The following is a 20,136-nucleotide window of genomic DNA, read 5'->3' as shown; positions in this document are numbered from 1 at the left end:
AAAACCTGAGCCCGGTTGAATACCGGACGCAGGTTCTAAAAGTCGCTTAACAAAATTATTTAGTGTCTAACTTTTTTGGTTCAGTTCACAGGGCAAACTTTTTTTATATGCGCTCCATCGCAACGGTCAAGGAATACGAGTCTCCACGAAAGAGCGAGCGACTATATTCAAACATGTCTCCGTTCTCGAGATAGGTACGTTGATCGATCAGCAATACCGGTGCGTTTGGAGAGATAGTCAGCAGTTTCGCTTCCTCGGGACCGGCGCTGCGGGCTTCGAGTGTCTGTGTTGCATTTTTCAAACGTAAACCGTGCTGTTCGGCGTATGCATAAATGGAACCGGTCGCGTCTTCTTTCGTCAGGTCAGGCAATAAACGGACAGGAATGTAGGCGGTCTCGAGCGCGAGCGGATGGTCGTCTGCGAGTCGGAGCCGCTTCATTTCGTATACCGGTGTTTGATTCGGGATGCTCAGTTGTTGGGCGATTCGATCCGTTGCCGGGATGATCTCATAGGACAAAAGACGACTGAGTGGTCGCATGCCACGATGTTTGATTTCTTCAGAAAAACTGGTCAGTCCGGACAACGTCATGGCAATCTTTTGGCTCGCGACGAATGTCCCTCGTCCTTTTTGACGGCTCAAATAACCGGCGTTGACGAGGTTCATGATTGCTTGACGAATCGTCATGCGACTGACATGAAACTGTTCGGAGAATTCACGTTCTGAAGGTAGCGTGTCTCCTGGCTTTAACAATCCGTCATCAATTTGTTGCTTTAAGTACGCTTCAATTTGATAATAAATAGGTAACGGAGATTGTTTATCGATTTCTAACATATCATTTCGCTCCTGACTGAGAAGATGTATGTTTCATTATAGACGAAATTAGACTAGTTGTCTGAACAGATTTATAGAGAGAAGGTGGAGGACAAGATGAATCAACATACAGTCAATACAATCGTGACCTCAGTAAGCGAGGATGGAAAAGGTCATTGGCACACGCTCGAGAACAGTCCTTTCTATCCCGAAGGTGGTGGGCAACCGGCAGACCGAGGATGGATTGATTCGCATGACGTATTAGACGTGCAAATCAAGGACGGTGAAGTGTGGCATCTCTTGTCAGAAGCATTGCCTACCGGAACACCTATAGCGGCTCGAATCGATGAAGAGGTGAGACGAGACCATTCCATCCAGCATACCGCCCAACACTTGTTAACGGCGATTTTGGAAGATCGTCATGGCATTCGTACGCTCAGTTTTGGAATTGGCGAAGAAGATTCGTCCATTGAGATTGAGACGGCAGGGATGGACTGGGCTCAAGTTGAAGCTCTTGAGCAAGAGATGCAGCAACTCATCTTTGAGAATTATCCGATTCATGTGTATGAAATCGCAGAAGAAAAAGTGGACCGGACGCGCTTACGGAAAGCGACCGATCGAACAGGGATGATTCGAATCGTCGAAATCGAAGGGCTTGATTATAACGCGTGCGGTGGGACACACGTGGAAACGACAGGGCAACTTGGTACGATTCACGTGACGACGCTCAAAAAAGTGAGAGGAAACATCCGCTTGACGTATGTAGCCGGTAATCGGGCGTTGAAAGCGACACAACGAGCACGGGAAGCGTTACGGACAATCCACCACACGTTCTCGACAACGAATGAATCGGTGGCAGCACGTGTGATTGAAGAGCACACGATTCGTCTTGAACGTGAAAAAGAAATCAAGACGCTCGAAGAACGGATTGCGAAAGCGAAAGTGGAGGCAGTCTTACAAGAGGACAATTATGTGGCGTTACACGTGGGACGGACCGAAGCGGAAACATTGACGACCGCAATTATTGAACGAATCGCAGCGACCGGACGAATCGCTGTCGGAGCCAACTATAGTACGCAAAAATTATTTGTCATGCATGATGGGACTCATGATATCGCGGTCGGAACATTCCTCCGAGCAACGCTTCAAGAGATGAAGATTGGTCGCGGTGGTGGGAATCATAAGCAGGCACAAGCACGATTCACTTCGGTCACGGAACTTGAACGAGGGATGGAAGAAATCGTGAGACGATTACAAGAGGGGGTCTTACCATGTTGACGATTCAATCGGGAAAAGAAGCTGAGTTAATCGAGCAGGCCAAGCAAGTACGGGAAATCGTATTCGTTCAGGAACAAGGAATCGATGCGAGTCTCGAATACGATAATTTAGATGATGTTTGTACGCACGTGGTCGGTCTCCTTGATGCGCAACCGGTGACGACAGCACGTCTTCGCCCGGTAGACTCGACTGTCGGGAAAGTGGAGCGGGTGGCGACGATTCAGACGGCCCGAGGTCATGGATATGGAAAAGAAATCATGGACGAAGTCGAACGTGTCGCAAAACAGCAAGGATTAAGTGAACTGCGCCTAGGTGCACAGTTAACGGCGCTTCCGTTCTATGAAAAACTCGGGTACGAGGCGTTCGGAGATGAATTTTTAGATGCCAATATCCCACACCGTATGATGCGGAAAACGTGGTAACTCTTTTTTGAAATATCCCATTTTTCTAAAAAAAGGTTGGCAAGAAGATTTCGTTTTGTTATAACTAATACTAACAACTGACAGATAGAGGTTGCGAATGACATGAGTAAGCTTGGTTGAAACGGACGCACTCCGGACCGAGCCGAAAGGGGAAATTCGCCGAAGTCGACGTTCACGTGCGTGTGAACGAAGGCTGGGGTAGTCGTGAATAACGCCTACACTGCCATGGTCAACTACCATGGAGCGCTATCTACGGAACGATTCTTTAATCGTTTTTCAACTGCGCGTACAAGCGGCAGGCCGTAGGGAAAGTGCTTCCTACCGGTCTGCCGCTTTTTCTGTTGGTGGACATCTTGAAAGTGGGGAACTTGATGACAACCGTACTGAAATTTGGAGGCAGCTCTGTTGCTACAATCGAACAAATACAAGCCATTTCAGACTATTTACAAACACGTGTGGCGACCGGTGAAAAATTGGTCGTCGTCGTATCAGCAATGGGCAAGACGACGGACTCGCTCCTGTCGCTCGCTAAACAAATCACGGAGCGCCCGATGATTCGTGAACTCGATCGGCTACTCGCCGTCGGGGAAGAACAGACGATTAGTCTACTCAGTATCGCCTTGAACTCGCGAGGCGTACCTGCCATTTCACTCACCGGACAACAAGCCGGAATTGATACGATGGGCATCCATACGAAGAGCAAAATCAAAGCGATTCGTAAAGAAGTATTGCATGAGAAGTTGCGTCAATATGACGTCTTGATTGTCGCTGGTTTCCAAGGTGTGAATGAAGTGGGAGACGTTACGACACTCGGGCGTGGCGGTTCGGATACGACAGCAGTCGCACTTGCGGCCGTCCTCAGTCAACGTTGTGAAATTTATACGGATGTGGCTGGGGTGTATACGACGGACCCGCGGATTCATCCGACGGCGAAGCGCCTCGACACCGTCTCTTACGATGAAATGATGGAGATGAGTGCACTCGGCTCTAAAGTCATGGAAATGCGAAGCGTCGAGCTCGCGAAAAAGTATGACGTGAATATTTTTGTTGGAAAGACGCTCTCGAGCGAAGGAGGAACATGGATCATGGATACGACGCAAGCAATGGAACAGAAAGCAGTCACGAGTGTGAGTGTCGTCAAAAACGTACTCAGTGTCTCAATTAAACACATCCCGCACACGGCAGCCGGAGTCGCGGACATCTTTGAACGATTGTCTGAACGTCACGTCAATATCGATATGATTTCACAGACGGCGTTCGATGGCGAAGTGTTCCTTTCGTTCACATGTCCACTCGACGAAGAGGCGTTCTTAGAAGAGGCACTCGCAGAATTAACAGCGACCTTGCCACAAATCAAAATCGATCGTCATACGGAACACGCAAAAATTTCGGTCGTCGGAATTGGCATGCGAGACGCGACCGGCGTCGCATCAGAACTCTTCGCAACATTCCGCGAGATGGGGATTCCGTTCTATCAAGTCACGACATCTGAGATTAGCATTTCCTACACGATTCAAGAACAAGACGTGGAAGCGGCAGTCGCAGCCATTGCGGCTCGCTTCAACTTATAAGGGGGTAGCACGATGTATAACGTAGCTGTCGTCGGCGCAACGGGCGCCGTCGGACAAAAAATGATTGACGTCTTAATCGAATACGAATTTCCAATCAGTGAACTGAGACTATACGCTTCGGCACGGTCGGCAGGGAAGACAGTCGAAGTGAACGGACAATCGATTGTGATTCGTGAATTGAACGATTCGATTTATGCGGACCCAATCGATATCGCCTTGTTCTCTGCCGGTGGAAGTATCAGCGAACAGTATGCGCCATGCTTAAGTGAACAAGGGGTCATCGTCATCGACAACTCAAGCGCATTCCGAATGCAAGAAGGAATTCCGCTCATCGTACCGGAAGTGAATCGAGTCGAACTCAGCCCGGAGAAGACACTCATTGCGAACCCGAACTGTTCAACGATTCAATCAGTCGTCGCGCTTGCGCCGCTATCGGAAGTATATGGATTGACGCGAGTCGCCTATACGTCTTATCAAGCCGTATCCGGTTCGGGTCAAAAAGGGATTGATGACCTCGAACGCGGTGCTCGCGGTGAGGATCCGACGAATTATCCGTATCCGATTTATGATAATGTATTGCCGCAAATCGATGTCTTCTTAGAAAATGGCTATACGAAAGAAGAACAAAAAATGATTGAAGAGACGCGTAAAATTTTGAACGCGCCGAACCTTGGCGTAACGGCCACTTGTGTCCGAGTGCCAGTACGAAACAGTCATGCGGTATCCATCACGGTGACGCTCGAACGGGATGCGACAGTCGCAGAAGTCAAAGCTGTACTCGCAGATGCGCCAGGTGTCGTGGTTATGGACAACCCAGCCGAACTTTCATATCCGACACCACTCGATGCAAACGGAACCGATGAGGTGTATGTCGGTCGGATTCGCCGGGATGACTCACAGCCGAATACATTCCATTTGTGGTGCGTCGCGGATAATGTTCGAAAAGGGGCAGCGGCAAATGCGGTTCAAATCGCACAATGCATGATCAGTCAAACAGCGACAAAATAAGGAGGAGATGACATGTTCACAGGAGTTGCGACAGCACTAGCGACACCGTTTCAAGAAGATGGACAGTTAAACTTAGAGGCATGGACAGCATTAATTGAAGACCAAATTCAAGAGGGAGTAAGTGGACTCGTCATCGGTGGAACGACCGGCGAAGGAATGACACTGACGAATGAGGAGTTCGAGACTTTGCTTGTTCGAGCAGTAGAGGTCGCAAACGGTCGAGCGGTGATCATCGCGGGAACGGGATCAAACAACACGGCTGTCAGTATCGAAAAAACGAAGCGCGCCGCAGAACTTGGAGCGGAAATGGCGATGGTCGTTACCCCATACTATAACAAGTCGACACAAGCAGGACTCCTTGCTCACTTTACAGCGATTGCGGATGCGTCACCGATTCCGCTCATGCTCTACAACGTCCCGTCACGGACTGGCGTCGCGTTGGCGCCTGAAACGGTCGGTGAGCTCGCAGAACATCCGCGCATCACGGCCTTAAAAGAAGCGAGTGGAGATATCTCGGTCATGGCACAGATGATGGCTCACCTTCCAGAAGGATTTACCGTTTATTGCGGGAATGACGATCAAATCTTGCCATATATGGCGTGGGGTGCTCAAGGTGTCGTTTCAGTCTTATCAAACGTTTACCCGGGTGCGACCGTCGCATTGGCAGAAGCACTTTTAGCAGGTGATCTTCAGACGGCGCGTGCATGGCAATTACGCCTCCTCCCCGTGATCGACGAACTTTTCGCAGAAGTGAATCCGATTCCTGTGAAGGCTGCTCTTCAAGCGAGAGGATTTGAATTTGGTGCACCACGTCTTCCGCTCGTCCCGATGAGCGCGACAGCTGAAGCGAAATTACTATCGGCGATGGAGCAGTTTAACGAGGTGAGACAATGAATGTACTCATCCATGGATTCGGTGCGATGGGACGAATCGTCGAAGAAGTCGCCAACACGCAAGGCGTGAACGTCTCGGCTATTGTTTCACCTGGGAGTGACGAGCATCTGGCATCATTAGACGAGGTGGATGCACAAGTCGATGTCGTCATTGATTTTTCAAATCCGGCATTACTTCCTGACTTGCTTGCATTCGGACGGTCACGCAACATTCCGCTCGTCATCGCGACGACAGGATTCACACCTGAGGAACTTGCAGCGATTGAAGAAGCATCATCAGACATCCCGATTTTTCAGTCGTATAACACATCGTATGGGATTGCTCTGTTGAAGCAGTTACTCGATCAACTCGTTCCGCTCACGCTCGGCTATGATATCGAGGTCATCGAGGCGCACCACCGAAAGAAAGTGGACGCACCAAGTGGCACTGCGGAGCTGTTGGCCCGCGCCATCGAAGCGAAGCGAGATGTGACACCGATTTACGAACGAACATCACGCCGGGAAGCGCGTGGCGCCGAAGAGTTAGGGATGCACTCGATTCGTGGGGGCACAATCTTCGGGGAGCATACGGTGCTTTTCGCTGGAGATGATGAAATGATTGAATTGAAACATACCGCGTTATCCAAACGCGTGTTTGCAAACGGGGCCCTCGCTGCAGCAGCAACGATTATCGATCGCCCAGCAGGACTTTATAATCTATCGAACTTATACGAGGAGGCTACTCATGTTACTCACAAACGCTTATGAAATCGCACAATATATTAAAGATGCTAAAAAGGAAACACCGGTAAAACTTTACGTCAACGGCCAATTGGCAGGTCTTGAAATCGAAGAAGCGAAAGCATTCGGTACAGACGAGTCGAAACTGTTCTTGACGACGGCGGAGCGCGCGGCAGCTTTCTTAGAAGCGAATGCGTCAGTCATCACCGATTCACACCTTGAATATGATCGTCGCAACAGTGCCGTTCCGATGCTCGATACGACACAACTCAACGCACGAATTGAACCAGGTTCGTTTATCCGTGACCACGTTCAAATCGGAAACAACGCTGTCGTCATGATGGGGGCTGTCGTCAACATCGGGGCAGTCATCGGAGACGGTTCGATGGTCGACATGAACGCCGTCATCGGAGCACGCGGAACGCTCGGGAAAAACGTTCACCTCGGAGCAGGTGCCGTGGTCGCCGGTGTCCTTGAGCCACCTTCAAAAGATCCAGTCATCATTGAAGATGGTGTCATGATTGGAGCGAACGCTGTCATCTTGGAAGGGGTTCGCGTCGGCGAAAATGCGGTAGTCGCAGCTGGAAGTGTCGTCACGCAAGATGTGCCTCCAGGTGTGGTCGTCGCAGGTACACCGGCACGAGTCATCAAGCAGAAAGATGAAAAAACTTCTGAAAAAACGCAACTTGTTGATGACTTACGCTCTCTCTAACGTATAATAGACAGAAAATATAAACAATGAGGAATGGGAGAGTTGCATTATGGAACAGTATGGACAATGGATGTGGAAAGACGGGGCTTGGATTGAGCCGACTGACGCAAACACGAGTATCATGACACACGCGATTCACTACGGAAGCGGGTTCTTTGAAGGGATTCGCGCGTATCACACGGAAGAAGGCCCAGCCATCTTCCGCTTACGTGAACACTTGGAGCGACTCGTTCGCTCGTGTGCATACTACCACGTCACGCTACCTTACACGGTGGACGAACTCGAACAAGCGACGATGGAATTGATTGAACGAAATGGATTTGAAGCATGTTATATCCGCCCGTTCGTCTTCCTCGGGACACCTTGGCAAGCACTTATGCCGACAGCGGAGACGAAGGTACATGTTGCCATCTCGTGTTGGCCGCTCGGCGAATATTTCAGCAAAACAGTCGGGATTCGGGCGAAAGTAGCCTCGTATCGTCGCGTATCTTCTACGATGATGCCGATGCAAGCGAAAGCCGCATCGAACTATATGAACTCTCAGTTGTTAAAAGGAGAAGCGCTTCGTGACGGATTTGATGAAGCGATCGCCCTCGATATGAACGGAAACGTCAGTGAGGCGAGCGTCGCGAACATCTTCCTCGTTAAAGGGAAGACAATCACGACACCGTCGCTCGATTGCTCCGTACTCGATGGCATCACGCGTCAGACGGTCATGCAACTTGCGCGTGATGCAGGTTACGAAGTCGTGGAACGTCACATCGGGCGCGATGAGTTATATGTAGCCGATGAGATCTTCTTGACGGGAACGGCAGCCGAGGTGACGAGCGTCATCGAGGTCGATCACATCTCAATCGGTGGCGGCGTCCAGTCGGTCGCAACAGAAATGTTGACACGCTATCGTGAAGCCGTGACAGGACAACTTCCGGAACACCGTGATTGGGTTACGTTTGTAAAATCAGCAGTTAAAGAGTAAAGGAGTTTTGAACGATGGGAGTCACAATTGACTTGAATGCGATTCGCGAGAACAAACGTCGGATTGAAGCGCTCGGGCGCCCCGTGTTTGCGGTCGTGAAAAACAACGCCTATAACCTAGGGATGGAGCCAGTTGTGACGACTTTGTATGATGAAGGGGTCCGTCACTTCATGGTGACAACAATCGAAGAAGCAATCGAAGTTCGAACGCATGCAGAAGCGGCTCGTGTCCTCGTCATGAATCCGGTCTATAAGTGGCAACACGTGCATGCCCATGACTTTGATGTCGCCATCGGGTCATATGAATGGCTCGTCTCACAGCGAGAACATCTCGATGGAGTTCGCCTACACTTGAAACTAGATGTCGGGATGAACCGATTCGGTGCCAAAACGTTTGAAGAAGCGCTACAAATCGTCGCCTTCTGTCAAAATGAAGGACTGGACCTCGTCGGATTATGTACGCACTTCCCGCTCGCGGATGCAGATAACGCGGAAGTCGAGCATAGCGTGCAAGTCGAACGTTTTGCCGACTGGTCGACGCGTTTGATGGAACGTCATACGTTTGAATTGATCCATGCGGCAAATAGTGCAGCCACGCTTCAAGATGACGCGCGCTTGCATCATTGCACACATGTGCGTGTCGGAATTTTCTTATATGGCTATTCATCGGTCGAACCCGTTGAATGGTTGGTTCCCGCTTTCTATTGGGAGACAGAAGTGGTCGCGGTCCATGACATTGAAGCAGGTGCTCACGTCGGATATGGGACGGGATACACGGCCGAAACGAAGGAACGCATCGCCGTTCTTCCTGTCGGATACGGAGATGGGTTAATGCGAGCGAGACGTCACTTGCCTGTTCATATTGAAGGGAAAGCCTATCCGTTCGTCAGCAATATCTTTATGAGTCATAGCTTCATCAAAGTGGACGACGACGTACAAATCGGCGATCGGGTCACACTGTATGGGGTAGAAACGAAAATCGATGACGTGACACGTGTTGGTTACGCCAACAATTCAGAACAGCTCTGTGCTCGTTCATGGCGTGTCCCCCATCGCTTTGAAGGAGGAATTGTATGTACACCACCAATCAATCAGAATGTTTGATCGAAGGTGTGTCCGTCCGTGAACTTCAAGCGACGTACGGGACACCTTTATACATCATGAGTGAGCCAGAACTAGAGCGTCGCCTTGGGATTGTCCAGGATGCGTTCCTAGACAAGTATCCGAATACGTATGCGTTGTACGCGTCAAAAGCGTTATCGATTGCGGCCGTGTATGAAAAAGTAATGGCGGCAGGTTTAAGTGTCGACGTCGTCTCGAGGGGTGAGATGTACGTGGCACTGCATGCCGGTGTACCGGCAGAGCGCATTCACGTCCACGGGTCGAACAAAACGATTTTGGATATCACGTTCGCACTCGAACAGGGGATTACACACTTTACCATTGACAACATGCGTGAAATCAGCCTCTTGTCAGGACTTGCGGCTGAATATAATCGTGAAGTCGATGTTCTTCTCCGCATCGTGCCTCAAGTCGTTGGAGGTGCCCATGCGGCGATTCAAACGGGTGGGGTTGATACAAAATTCGGTTTTCCGACGCATGACGATACGTATTTGGATGCTGTTCGTGCGACGTTGGAAGCGGAACATTTACAGTTGAAGGGCATTCACTGTCACGTCGGTTCTCAAATTCAAGATCCGACCCTCTTCATCAACACGGTGAAGACGATGGTGCGCTTCATGGATACGATTCGTCAAGAGACCGGCTATACGACGGATGTGTTAAACATTGGTGGTGGCTTCGGTGTCGCTTACTTGGATGAAGACGAGCGTCTCGACTTCGCACAAACGATGGAGCGTGTGATGGAGACGTTGGTCGAGGAAGTCGAGGCACGTGAATTGCCACTTCCGAAAATCGGGATTGAACCTGGTCGTTGGCTCGTCGCCAATGCAGGCGCCACGCTTTATGAGGTGGGAACCGTCAAAGAAGTGAGTGGCGTACGCACGTTTGTGTCCGTCGATGGTGGGATGACAGATAACATTCGTCCGGCGCTATATGACGCAGAATATGAAGTCGTGGCAGCGACTCGGATGAATGAAGAGAAGACGCTCGAGGCAAAAATTGTCGGAGCGTGTTGCGAGTCGGGAGATATCATCTCGAACCGCTCCTTGATCCCTCCTGTCACACCGGGTGATTTGCTACTCGTCAAAGCAACGGGAGCGTATAACTTCTCGATGGCGAGCAACTATAACCAAATGCTTCGTCCTGCTGTTGTGTTCGTCAAGGATGGGCGTCATCGCCTCGTCGTACGTCGCCAAACGTTTGAAGACTTGGTGGCATGCGAGGTCATTGGCCAATCGATTTAAGGCTACAGAGCAATCTGTAGTCTTTTTTTGATTTTGAAATGAGAACGTTTTTCAATTATGATAGAGAAGAGAAAAAAAGGGGAAGTGATGGTCATGACAAAGACAGCAGCACAACAGTTAATTGAAGACAGACGTACGGTTCGGATTTTCAAGGAAGAGCCGATTGATACGAAGGTGCTCTATGAGGTGTTGCAATCGGCACACCACGCACCGTTTCATAATAAAGTCGAGCCATGGAACGTGTATGTGTTCAATGGGGATGGGAAACAAGTACTACTCGATGCGCTCGAGCCCGCCTTCTCGGAGGCGTCAGAAGGACAGCGTGAAAAAGTGACAGGACGCATCTTGAATGCAGCGACGTGTATGTATGTGACGGCAAAGCGATTTGAGACGGAAAAAGGGAATCGTGATGCGTTGCTCGCGACGGCGACATTTATTCAAAATGTTCAACTCTTGTTCAGTGAACGTGAAATCGGAATGGTCTGGCGTACGGGTGGACTATTTGACGATGCGCGTTTGAAAGAAATGATTGGAGCGGAAGGCGAGACGTTTATCGGTCTTCTGCAAATCGGGAAATATGACACAGCAGATATTCCTGCACCGAAAGCACGACAGCCAATTGATGCACACCTGACCATTTTTGAATAAAAAAGCGAGCGAAGGATTCTTCCTTCGCTCGCTGTCTATATAAATCCGTTATCGTTTTAATTTAGTTGCGAGCCAATCTTGAATCACAGGTGTTGGAATCATCCAGCCGTTCCTCCATTTTTAGAATCTTCTTCTCTACTATTATCCAAATGCATACGTTCCCAAACCTCACGATGTGCACCATGGAGCGTGTCATCGAAAGAATCATCGATATGAAGGCCATAACTTGGGTTGATCGATGAGGCGTACAAATCTAACATGAGTTGATCGTGGTTCGGATACATAGAGTGGGCTCCTTTCAATACGTCAGCTTGGCTACATCTTTAGTATACAAAGGAACTGTTTAGAAAATTCGAGAGAAACGTTAACATTTTATGAATCTTGTAAACGCTTTCAAAAACTATGCGTTTCGCTTATGGGTACGCACGACTGTTGGTACTGCTCAGCACGTTTCGCATACTTCTTAACCGTTCTCTCCATGATGAAGCGGTCTTCGTCGTTCAGAGGACGGACGACTTTTGCTGGTACGCCCATCACCATCACCCCTTCAGGGACTTGCATATTCGGTGTCACAAGCGCACCCGCAGCCACGAATGACCCTTTCCCGATTTTTGCACCATCGAGCACGGTAGCGTGCATCCCGATCAAGCAATCCTCTTCAATCTCGCACCCGTGAATCATCGCCATATGACCAATCGAGACACGGTCATGGATAATGGTCGGTGAACCCTCATATTGATGGATCATCGAACCATCCTGAATATTGACATAAGAACCGATTCGAATCGGACCCTCGTCTCCACGGATGACGGTGTTGAACCATACTCCTGAGTGTGCCCCGATTGTCACATCGCCAATGACATGTGATCCTGGTGCAAGATAAGTCGTCGAATCGACGTGTGGTGTCAGTTCTCCTAGTTTGTATTGCATCGTTGTAACCCCTTTCAGATCGATATGCTATCATTGTCGCACAACTTGAAAAAGAAATTGCAACGAAAAGAATATTCTTGGTAAGATAGTTAAAATACGTTGAATAAGGAGATCAAAAGATGGAGAAACAACATTTGATTGACATCGCCGCAAAGAAAAAGAAAGCGGCCGTCGTCTTTAAAGACGTCGCTGTGATTGACGTGTACAGTCGTGAGACGATTCGTACGGACGTCGCCATCGATGCCGGGTATATCGTGGCAATTGGGGAAGGATACGATGGAGAGGTCGAATATCATGACCCGACTTGGACGCTTGCCCCGTCCTTTATCGATTCGCACGTCCATATCGAGTCGTCGATGGTCCCACCTCATGAGTTTGCGAAAGCGGTCTTGCCACTCGGGGTCACGACGGTTATTGCGGACCCGCATGAGATTGCGAACGTGAACGGGGCGCTTGGGATTGAATATATGTTAGCGGATGCAAAAGGGCTACCGCTTGACGTCCGCATGATGTTACCGAGCTGTGTGCCGGCGACACCATTCGAACATGCAGGTGCAAAGTTGTACGCAGAGGACTTGGCACCGTTTTTAGGAGACCCTGGTGTACATGGATTAGGTGAAGTCATGGACTATCCATCGGTTGAAGCAGGAAGCGAGGATATGCTTCAAAAGATTGCGCAGACGGAACAAGTGGGCAAAGTCGTGGATGGCCATGCTTCAGGTCTCAACCCCAATCAATTGAATGTATATCGTTCAGCAGGAATCATGACGGACCACGAATGTACGACGGCCGAAGAGGCGATTGAACGGGTACGACGTGGATTCTACGTTCAAATTCGGGAAGGTTCCGTTGCACGAAATGTAGAGAAGGTCAGTTTGGCCGTGACAGAAAGCAATGCCCATCGTTTCCTTTTCTGTACAGACGATAAACATTTGGATGACTTGGTCGCAGAAGGTGGAATTGACTACAACATTCGTACAGCGATCAAGCAAGGCGTCAAGCTAGAGACGGCCTATGCGATGGCGAGCTTACATGCGGCAGAAGCCTACGGGTTAAAAGAAATCGGGGCCATCGCACCTGGGAAGAAAGCAAACTTCGTTATCTTGTCAGACGTCGAATCGGTAAAAATCGAGCAAGTGTACGTCAATGGTACGCTCGTCGCCGAAGCAGGGAATGCGACATTTAACGCTGAGGGGATTGAAGTGCCAAAACCGATGAAAGGTGAACTAGCATTACCTGAATTGACTGCTGACTCGTTCCGACTTGCCCCGAGCGAGGAAGAAGTGGATGTCATTCAAGTGCTTCCGAACAGCTTGTTGACAAAACGACAACGTCTCACGTTCCAACCAGATGCGTCAGGGGCAGATTTATCACAGGATATCGCCACGCTCGCCGTCATCGAACGTCATCATGGGACAGGTCACATGGCGCTAGCTCCCGTCACAGGATTCGGATTAAAACGAGGTGCACTTGCAGCTACTGTTGCCCATGACAGCCACAATTTGGTCATCGCTGGAGTCAGCCCGGAAGATATGTTACTCGCAGCGAGAACACTCGAAAAAGTAGGCGGAGGGGTCGTTGCCGTATCGGAAGGGGAAGTGCTCGCCGTGCTCCCGCTTGAAATCGGTGGTCTCATGACAAAACGTCCTTACCGTGAAGTCGCAGATATTCTCGAACAGTTAAATGATGCGCTCGACGTTGTCGGTGCACACCGTCACTTTAATCCATACTTGACGATGTCATTCCTTGCCTTACCGGTTATTCCAGATTTGAAATTGACCGACATGGGATTGTTCGACGTGACCACTTTCTCATTCATCAACGATTGACTCGGTCTAACGTATGATTTTTGTTAAGAACGGTCGATAACGATTGAATGACTGACAGGAAGTTGGTATAGTTACGACAAGTTTCATCGGGTCAAATTTGAAAGGGGGGATATTACAGATGGAACAAGTTGCTTACAATCGGTCGTATGATGAACATGAGGAATTGATCAATTCTGTATATCGTGCTTTCAAGGACCGATGCGAAGAACTGCCAGAAGAAACACAGACGAAACGCCGTTTACGGCGACTCATCTTTTCTACGATTAAAGAACAGACGAAGTCTCACGCTGACCGATTCGTGTTATACCACTTCTTCAACGATTTCTTTAAAGCAGTAGAGACGAATGACCAAGAAGCGCTTGCTGTTTTGAAGAGAATCATTCGTGATGAAAAAAACTATTGATATGTGACGTCAACTTGTGATAATTTAGACGTAACTTTAAATGAATATTCGTGCTATCGATGAGGTAGAGGTGCGATGCTGATGAGTAAGTAGTCGGAGGATGACAACGATGAGGACTACAAAAAGGCAGGATCGCCGAAGTGCAACACCATGTCCGTGGGGTTGTGCTGGGCTGACGGGAAATACCCGTCGGACTGCCATACATATTTACGTATGGAGCGCTCCAAGTCGGCTAAGAAAGACGGAACATCCAGCGAGGGTGTCGGCTTTGTTGCCGATGCCCTCGCTTTGCGTTTTTTTAAGCATAGGGGGGCCTCATCCTAATAAAAAAGGAGGAATTCAGCATGGTAGATTATTCAACTTCGGTACTTTCACTTGTACCGGCATTACTCGCAATTATTATGGCAATCACAACAAGAAAGGTCATCCCATCACTCGGTGTCGGGATTATCGCAGGGGTGCTTCTCTTGCATAGTTTCAATCCGCTCGATTCGATTCAATACTTGTGGTCGAACATCATTGCCCTATTCTGGTCGGATGGAGCCATTAACGAATGGAACGTATTGTTGATTGCGTTCTTGCTCCTTCTCGGAATTTTATCGTCAATCATTCAAACGTCAGGTGGCGCACGCGCATTCGGTGAATGGGCTGCTGCAAACGTCAAGACGGCACGCGGAGCGCGTCTCGTATCGTTTGGTCTTGGTATTTTGATCTTTATCGATGACTACTTTAACAGTTTGGCGGTCGGGAACATCAGTCGTCCACTCACAGACCGTAAAAACATCTCACGCGCGAAACTTGCGTACACGATTGACTCAACAGCAGCACCTGTCTGTGTCATCAGCCCGCTTTCAAGTTGGGGTGCGTACATCATCGCCATCATCGCTGGAATTTTGACAAAATATTCGATTGATAGCTACTCATCATTCTCTGCGTTCATTCAAATCATTCCGATGAACTTCTATGCCGTCTTCGCACTCTTGTTGACAGCGTATGTGGCCTTTACTGGACTTGCCATCGGACCGATGCGTACGCATGAACTTCGTGCCCTTCAAGGTGAATTGTATGATTCAGCAAAAGGAAAGCCAATGGGAATGAGCGAAGATTTGCATGAACACGAAGGTGGGAAAGTTCGCGACTTGATCGTTCCGATCATCACACTTATCATTGCGACTGTTTCGGCAATGCTCTATACAGGTGGACAAGCACTTGCAGCAGATGGTCAGAACTTCTCATTGATCGGGGCGTTCGAATCGACAGACGTGACACGTTCGCTCGTCGCAGGTGTCGTCATCAGCTTGATTGTCGCACTCCTTCTTCTTGTCGGCCGTAAAATCCCGGCGCGTGACTATGGAAAAGCGGCATGGGAAGGCGTCCGTGCGATGTGGCCAGCCGTCCTCATCCTCTTGTTTGCTTGGACAATCATTGCAGTTATCAGTGACATGAAGACAGGGGAATACTTGGCGAGCTTCGTCACGGATACAATTGCTGCTTCGTACTTGCCACTTCTTCTCTTCTTGATTGCCGGAATTATGGCATTCTCGACAGGGACGAGCTGGGGAACGTTTGGTTTGATGCTTCCGATCGGGGCGGACTTGATCATGGCAGTCGAACCAGAGCTTCTTCTCGCATCACTCGCTGCTGTATTGGCAGGTGCGGTGTTCGGTGACCACTGTTCACCAATTTCGGATACAACGATTCTCAGTTCAACAGGAGCTGGCTCACACCATATCGATCACGTGTTGACGCAATTACCATATGCGATCCTTGCAGCAATCGTATCAGCGATTGGATACTTGGTACTCGGAATCACAGCATCGATTTGGATCGGGTTCTTTGCGGCATTGATCTCGTTTGTGGTACTAGTGGGAATCGCGCAAGTGATTTCAAAACGTGGGAAAGTACCTGCTGACATTCGCGCACAGCGTGAAGCTTAATAGATGAAAAAGACTTCCATCACATCGATGGAAGTCTTTTTTTTGTGTGTTTTTGCTGAATCAACTAGACGATCGAACAGTCTACCGAGAATGAACCAGAAGGAGGCTGTCACCATGTACAGTGCTGACTGTGGCAGTGAGGTCGAATGGATGATATGTGAGGAAAACCAAGCTGTCTCGAGTAACCCAAATGGAGGTGAAGTCAAAACAATAAGAAGTTCCGGTCATCAAATCCAAAAAATATTGAGGATGCAGATTGCGGTAGCCAATAGGGTGAGCCATAGCGTCCAACTCTTCATAAGTAAAAATCCCTTTCACCACAGAAAAACATCCTTGATCCGTATAGGTATCAAGGATGTTATCTCATTATTTGACGTCAAGCCACTTGAAGCTCGCATCGGCACCGAACGGGTGACGGTACATGTTTTCGATGTTTGAACGCTCTAAGTATGCTTCACCTTTTTGGTAAATCGGAGCGATTGCGAAATCTTCTTCAAGAAGGATACGTTCAGCTTCTTGCATCGTTTCCCAACGCTTCATCTGATCGGCTTCTTTCTTCGCTGATTGGATCAATTGATCATACTCGTCGTTTGAGTACTCCATACGGTTGAATGGTCCGTCTGTGACCCACATATCGAGGTATGTCATTGGATCCTGGTAGTCAGGGCCCCATCCAGCAGCAGAAACGTCATACTCACCTTTTCCTTCGAGGTCAAGGAAGTTTTTGAACGGTTGTTGTTTGATGTTAAGCGTTAAACCAGGCAAGTTTTTCTCGAGTTCACCTTTGATGAATTCGTTGACTTTCTTGAACGCTTCTTCATCACGTGAGAGGAACTCGAGCTCGATTGTTTCAACTCCTAGCTCTTCAAGACCTTTCTCCCAAGCGGCTTTCGCTTCATCAACATTGTAGCTGAGGAGGTCTGGATGCTTCTCACGGAAATCAGCGCCGTTTTCTGTGAATGTGAAATCTTTCGCCACGATGAAGTTCGCTGGTTGTGAACCGTCCGTCAAGATGACATCCGTTACACTTTGTTTATCAAATCCTTTGGCGAGTGCCTCACGAATGTTAACGTTTTGAAGCGCCTCGTTCTTTTGGTTGAAACGAAGGAAGTTGATCCGTGCATCGGCACGCGTCTTGAATTCGTCGCTGTCTTCAAATTGTGGAACGAATTCAGATGAGAGAAGCGTGTAGTCCGCTTCGCCTGACTCGAACAAGTTGACACCCGTCGATACGTCTTTTACGACTTTGACGTTGATCGTATCCATCTTCACGTTTTCAGCATCCCAATACTCTGGGTTTTTCTTATAGACCCATCCTGCATTGTCTTGCCATTCGCTCAACACATAAGGACCGTTATAGAGCGTCTTGTCGACAGAAGTCGCGAATTCTTCGCCCTGTTCTTCGACGTACTCTTGTTTTTGCGGCATGTATGTTGGGAAACCAGTTAATCCTAAGAAATATGGTGCGGGTGCTTCCAACTGAACTTCAAGTGTCTTCTCGTCGATTGCTTTCGCACCGAGATCGTCAAGAGACGCTTCGCCTGCAAGGATTTTGTTTGCATTTTTTAAGTCTTGAAGGATATACGCATATTCGGCACCTGTTTCTGGATTGAGTGCGCGTTTCCAAGAGTAGACAAAGTCTTCAGCTGTAATCGGTGAGCCATCTGACCAGTTCGCGTCACGTAGTTTAAACGTGTATGTAAGACCATCCTCTGATACTTCGACATCTTCGGCGATCCCTGGTGTCGGTTGGTTGTTCTCGTCTAGACGATATAACCCTTCGAACACGTTGTTCGTCACGATAATCGATGTCGAGTCCGTCGTAAGTGTTGGATCGAGCTGTGGCAAATCTGTCGCCGATACCATCGTAATTTCTTTTTTAGCATCGCTTGAAGATGAATCCTCCGAACTCGATGAGTCGTCTCCTGTACTACAAGCTGCTGTCGCTAATAAAGCGACCCCCGATAAAGCTAGCCATTTTTTGTTACGCATCATACAACCTCCCGAAAATTCTGATAATTTAGAATATGTTGTAATTAAACTACATCTAGGATGAATATGCAATGGAATTTTTCAAATTATTCGAAAATATAAACTTATTTAGAATATCTATCCCTCAATCCTTTTAGGAAGTAGAATAGAAAAATCGACGAATGATTATACAGTATCTTTGTATAGTTATTCGATAAGATTATAGATTGGTGGAGGCGTTAATTTGAAACAACATTCAGCCGGAATCGGCTTTTTCGGTCTCGCGGCCATGGTCGTCGGGACAATGATTGGTGGAGGTGCCTTTAATCTCCCAGGTGCTATGGCACAAGGGGCAGGTGTAGGACCTGTTTTAATCGGATGGGGGATTACAGGGATTGGGATGATCATGCTCGCCTTTGTCTTTCAGTTTTTAGCGGACACGCGTCCTGAGTTAGAAGGTGGCATTTACGCCTATGCACGGGAAGGGTTCGGCAAATTTGTCGGATTCAACAGCGGCTGGGGTTACTGGATGTCAGCATGGATTGGGACAGTGGCAAACATCACCTTGATTTTTAGCACGTTGGCATACTTTTTCCCTGTATTCTCGGCAGAACATCGATTGTTCCGTTTGTTCGTCAGTGCAATTTTGGTTTGGGGATTATTTTGGCTCATTTCCCGTGGAATGCGGGAGGCGGCACTGTTGAACATCGTCACGACGATTGCGAAGCTCGTTCCGATTTTCTTGTTCATCGTGCTCATTCTCTTTGCGTTTCAGATTAACACGTTCCGGGTCGACTTTTGGGGCGAGTCTGGATTTGTTTGGGCAAATGTTTTCCCTCAAGTGAAGTCTACGATGCTCGTGACATTATGGGCGTTCGTCGGTATTGAAGGGGCAGTCGTCTTATCCTCGCGCGCGCGTCAAAAAAAAGATGTGGGACGAGCGACAGTGATTGGATTGATCGGCACATTGTTAATTTATATGATGATTTCGATTTTCTCGTTCGGTGTCATGACGCAAGAACAGCTCGCGGCGTTACCAGAACCGTCGATGGCCTATGTGTTAGAGGCGGTCGTTGGACCGTTCGGGGCGACATTGATTAATATCGGGTTGCTCGTCTCATTGACAGGCGCATTGCTCGGATGGACGATTTTAGCGACCGAAATTTCGTACGTCGCTAGTCGAGACGGTGTCTTCCCGAAAGTGTTCAATCGATTGAACGCAAACGATACGCCAGTGAACGCATTATTGATCACACAAGTGTTTACGCAAGTCGTCACAGCTGTTGCATTATTCTCGGAGCAGACGTACCTTGTCTTGTCGAGTATCGCCGGGATCGCAGCGCTCGTTCCATATCTTTTCTCGGCACTTTATGGATGGATGGAAGCGAAGCGGACGGCATCGTTACGGATGATGGTCATCTCTGCCATCGCCTCGATATACGCCACATGGCTACTGTATGCATCAGGAATCGAATACGTCCTGATTGCGATGATTCTTTACGCACCTGGTATTTTTGTCTTCCTGTTGGCAGAGCGAGAACAGGGACGCCCGTTCTTAACACGCACGCAGTCGATTATCGCTGTCATTATTTTGTTATGTGCCACGTATGGCGTATATGGTCTTTGGACATCATCGATTGCATTATAAGAAAACTCACCAAA

At 48.7% G+C, this 20,136-nt stretch carries 19 protein-coding genes and 2 riboswitches; of the genes, 15 read left to right on the top strand and 4 right to left on the bottom strand.

Annotation, left to right across the window (positions count from 1 at the left end):
• Window positions 1-103: 103 nt before the first annotated feature.
• A complete protein-coding gene (locus KNO92_RS12945) occupies window positions 104-832 on the bottom strand; it encodes a GntR family transcriptional regulator (RefSeq protein ID WP_214696773.1) in 729 nt (242 codons plus the stop codon).
• Window positions 833-928: 96 nt separating this feature from the next.
• Here KNO92_RS12945 and KNO92_RS12940 point away from each other — a divergent pair, with 96 nt between their 5' ends.
• From KNO92_RS12940 to KNO92_RS12890, 11 genes are all read left to right on the top strand, one after another.
• Complete coding sequence (locus tag KNO92_RS12940; RefSeq protein WP_214696775.1) at window positions 929-2,089, top strand: alanyl-tRNA editing protein; 1,161 nt, start codon at window positions 929-931, stop codon at window positions 2,087-2,089.
• Window positions 2,083-2,511 (top strand): GNAT family N-acetyltransferase, encoded by a 429-nt coding sequence (locus KNO92_RS12935; RefSeq protein ID WP_214696777.1) that lies wholly within the window; start codon window positions 2,083-2,085, stop codon window positions 2,509-2,511. Before KNO92_RS12940 ends, KNO92_RS12935 begins: the two co-directional genes overlap by 7 nt.
• A 77-nt stretch (window positions 2,512-2,588) precedes the next feature.
• Window positions 2,589-2,768: riboswitch (Lysine riboswitch) on the top strand.
• 114 nt (window positions 2,769-2,882) lie between these two features.
• Window positions 2,883-4,082, top strand: a complete 1,200-nt coding sequence (locus KNO92_RS12930; protein WP_483297457.1) for an aspartate kinase — start codon at window positions 2,883-2,885, stop codon at window positions 4,080-4,082.
• Window positions 4,083-4,094: 12 nt separating this feature from the next.
• Window positions 4,095-5,090 carry an aspartate-semialdehyde dehydrogenase gene (locus KNO92_RS12925; protein ID WP_214696786.1) on the top strand — a complete coding sequence of 332 codons (996 nt, stop codon included), beginning with the start codon at window positions 4,095-4,097 and terminating at the stop codon, window positions 5,088-5,090.
• A gap of 12 nt (window positions 5,091-5,102) precedes the next feature.
• Window positions 5,103-5,984 (top strand): 4-hydroxy-tetrahydrodipicolinate synthase, encoded by an 882-nt coding sequence (gene dapA, locus KNO92_RS12920; RefSeq protein WP_214696788.1) that lies wholly within the window; start codon window positions 5,103-5,105, stop codon window positions 5,982-5,984.
• Window positions 5,981-6,730, top strand: a complete 750-nt coding sequence (gene dapB, locus KNO92_RS12915) for a 4-hydroxy-tetrahydrodipicolinate reductase (RefSeq protein WP_214696790.1) — start codon at window positions 5,981-5,983, stop codon at window positions 6,728-6,730. Before dapA ends, dapB begins: the two co-directional genes overlap by 4 nt.
• Window positions 6,708-7,415, top strand: a complete 708-nt coding sequence (dapD, locus tag KNO92_RS12910) for a 2,3,4,5-tetrahydropyridine-2,6-dicarboxylate N-acetyltransferase (protein ID WP_074032983.1) — start codon at window positions 6,708-6,710, stop codon at window positions 7,413-7,415. Before dapB ends, dapD begins: the two co-directional genes overlap by 23 nt.
• Before the next feature lie 49 nt (window positions 7,416-7,464).
• Window positions 7,465-8,391, top strand: a complete 927-nt coding sequence (locus tag KNO92_RS12905; protein WP_214696792.1) for a branched-chain amino acid transaminase — start codon at window positions 7,465-7,467, stop codon at window positions 8,389-8,391.
• Window positions 8,392-8,405: 14 nt separating this feature from the next.
• The gene (gene alr, locus KNO92_RS12900) at window positions 8,406-9,494 is read left to right on the top strand and encodes an alanine racemase (protein WP_214696794.1); all 1,089 of its coding nucleotides are present in this window, start codon (window positions 8,406-8,408) and stop codon (window positions 9,492-9,494) included.
• Window positions 9,464-10,756: a diaminopimelate decarboxylase gene (gene lysA, locus KNO92_RS12895; RefSeq protein ID WP_214696796.1), complete on the top strand. Its 1,293-nt coding sequence runs from the start codon at window positions 9,464-9,466 to the stop codon at window positions 10,754-10,756. Before alr ends, lysA begins: the two co-directional genes overlap by 31 nt.
• Before the next feature lie 93 nt (window positions 10,757-10,849).
• A complete protein-coding gene (locus tag KNO92_RS12890) occupies window positions 10,850-11,404 on the top strand; it encodes a nitroreductase family protein (protein ID WP_251127014.1) in 555 nt (184 codons plus the stop codon).
• Window positions 11,405-11,502: 98 nt separating this feature from the next.
• Here the strand turns inward: KNO92_RS12890 and KNO92_RS12885 are convergent, their stop codons facing one another.
• Both KNO92_RS12885 and KNO92_RS12880 read right to left on the bottom strand, forming a co-directional pair.
• Window positions 11,503-11,688: a hypothetical protein gene (locus KNO92_RS12885; RefSeq protein ID WP_214696806.1), complete on the bottom strand. Its 186-nt coding sequence runs from the start codon at window positions 11,686-11,688 to the stop codon at window positions 11,503-11,505.
• 109 nt (window positions 11,689-11,797) lie between these two features.
• Window positions 11,798-12,334 carry a gamma carbonic anhydrase family protein gene (locus tag KNO92_RS12880; protein WP_214761603.1) on the bottom strand — a complete coding sequence of 179 codons (537 nt, stop codon included), beginning with the start codon at window positions 12,332-12,334 and terminating at the stop codon, window positions 11,798-11,800.
• Between the two features lie 119 nt (window positions 12,335-12,453).
• On the opposite strand from KNO92_RS12880, the gene ade reads away from it, so the two are divergent.
• From ade to KNO92_RS12865, 3 genes are all read left to right on the top strand, one after another.
• Window positions 12,454-14,163, top strand: a complete 1,710-nt coding sequence (ade, locus tag KNO92_RS12875) for an adenine deaminase (protein ID WP_214761601.1) — start codon at window positions 12,454-12,456, stop codon at window positions 14,161-14,163.
• Between the two features lie 118 nt (window positions 14,164-14,281).
• The gene (locus tag KNO92_RS12870) at window positions 14,282-14,566 is read left to right on the top strand and encodes a hypothetical protein (protein WP_015880753.1); all 285 of its coding nucleotides are present in this window, start codon (window positions 14,282-14,284) and stop codon (window positions 14,564-14,566) included.
• 57 nt (window positions 14,567-14,623) lie between these two features.
• Window positions 14,624-14,798: riboswitch (Lysine riboswitch) on the top strand.
• A gap of 112 nt (window positions 14,799-14,910) precedes the next feature.
• On the top strand, window positions 14,911-16,503 hold the full coding sequence (locus KNO92_RS12865) for a Na+/H+ antiporter NhaC family protein (protein WP_214696812.1): 1,593 nt from the start codon (window positions 14,911-14,913) through the stop codon (window positions 16,501-16,503).
• Window positions 16,504-16,869: 366 nt separating this feature from the next.
• Here KNO92_RS12865 and KNO92_RS12860 read toward each other — a convergent pair whose 3' ends face one another.
• Window positions 16,870-18,495 (bottom strand): peptide ABC transporter substrate-binding protein, encoded by a 1,626-nt coding sequence (locus tag KNO92_RS12860; RefSeq protein WP_214696814.1) that lies wholly within the window; start codon window positions 18,493-18,495, stop codon window positions 16,870-16,872.
• Between the two features lie 223 nt (window positions 18,496-18,718).
• Between KNO92_RS12860 and KNO92_RS12855 the strand changes: the two genes are divergently transcribed.
• A complete protein-coding gene (locus tag KNO92_RS12855; RefSeq protein ID WP_214696816.1) occupies window positions 18,719-20,122 on the top strand; it encodes a basic amino acid/polyamine antiporter in 1,404 nt (467 codons plus the stop codon).
• The last annotated feature ends 14 nt before the right edge of the window (window positions 20,123-20,136 follow it).

This window comes from Exiguobacterium sp. s129 (assembly GCF_018617585.1).
Lineage (GTDB): Bacteria > Bacillota > Bacilli > Exiguobacteriales > Exiguobacteriaceae > Exiguobacterium > Exiguobacterium aestuarii_A.
The sequence above is the reverse complement of the archived record's forward strand: the minus strand, read 5'-3'. Positions and strand labels throughout refer to the sequence as shown.

What these genes read in the sequence shown, in the direction of transcription:
- KNO92_RS12925 (WP_214696786.1), top strand. Translation starts at nt 4,095, where the DNA reads ATGTATAACGTAGCTGTCGTCGGCGCAACGGGCGCCGTCGGACAAAAA.
- KNO92_RS12860 (WP_214696814.1), bottom strand. Translation starts at nt 18,495, where the DNA reads ATGCGTAACAAAAAATGGCTAGCTTTATCGGGGGTCGCTTTATTAGCG.
- KNO92_RS12940 (WP_214696775.1), top strand. Translation starts at nt 929, where the DNA reads ATGAATCAACATACAGTCAATACAATCGTGACCTCAGTAAGCGAGGAT.
- KNO92_RS12945 (WP_214696773.1), bottom strand. Translation starts at nt 832, where the DNA reads ATGTTAGAAATCGATAAACAATCTCCGTTACCTATTTATTATCAAATT.
- KNO92_RS12890 (WP_251127014.1), top strand. Translation starts at nt 10,850, where the DNA reads ATGACAAAGACAGCAGCACAACAGTTAATTGAAGACAGACGTACGGTT.
- KNO92_RS12870 (WP_015880753.1), top strand. Translation starts at nt 14,282, where the DNA reads ATGGAACAAGTTGCTTACAATCGGTCGTATGATGAACATGAGGAATTG.
- dapD (WP_074032983.1), top strand. Translation starts at nt 6,708, where the DNA reads ATGTTACTCACAAACGCTTATGAAATCGCACAATATATTAAAGATGCT.
- KNO92_RS12930 (WP_483297457.1), top strand. Translation starts at nt 2,883, where the DNA reads ATGACAACCGTACTGAAATTTGGAGGCAGCTCTGTTGCTACAATCGAA.
- ade (WP_214761601.1), top strand. Translation starts at nt 12,454, where the DNA reads ATGGAGAAACAACATTTGATTGACATCGCCGCAAAGAAAAAGAAAGCG.
- KNO92_RS12865 (WP_214696812.1), top strand. Translation starts at nt 14,911, where the DNA reads ATGGTAGATTATTCAACTTCGGTACTTTCACTTGTACCGGCATTACTC.
- dapA (WP_214696788.1), top strand. Translation starts at nt 5,103, where the DNA reads ATGTTCACAGGAGTTGCGACAGCACTAGCGACACCGTTTCAAGAAGAT.
- dapB (WP_214696790.1), top strand. Translation starts at nt 5,981, where the DNA reads ATGAATGTACTCATCCATGGATTCGGTGCGATGGGACGAATCGTCGAA.
- KNO92_RS12885 (WP_214696806.1), bottom strand. Translation starts at nt 11,688, where the DNA reads ATGTATCCGAACCACGATCAACTCATGTTAGATTTGTACGCCTCATCG.
- KNO92_RS12880 (WP_214761603.1), bottom strand. Translation starts at nt 12,334, where the DNA reads ATGCAATACAAACTAGGAGAACTGACACCACACGTCGATTCGACGACT.
- alr (WP_214696794.1), top strand. Translation starts at nt 8,406, where the DNA reads ATGGGAGTCACAATTGACTTGAATGCGATTCGCGAGAACAAACGTCGG.
- lysA (WP_214696796.1), top strand. Translation starts at nt 9,464, where the DNA reads ATGTACACCACCAATCAATCAGAATGTTTGATCGAAGGTGTGTCCGTC.
- KNO92_RS12905 (WP_214696792.1), top strand. Translation starts at nt 7,465, where the DNA reads ATGGAACAGTATGGACAATGGATGTGGAAAGACGGGGCTTGGATTGAG.
- KNO92_RS12935 (WP_214696777.1), top strand. Translation starts at nt 2,083, where the DNA reads ATGTTGACGATTCAATCGGGAAAAGAAGCTGAGTTAATCGAGCAGGCC.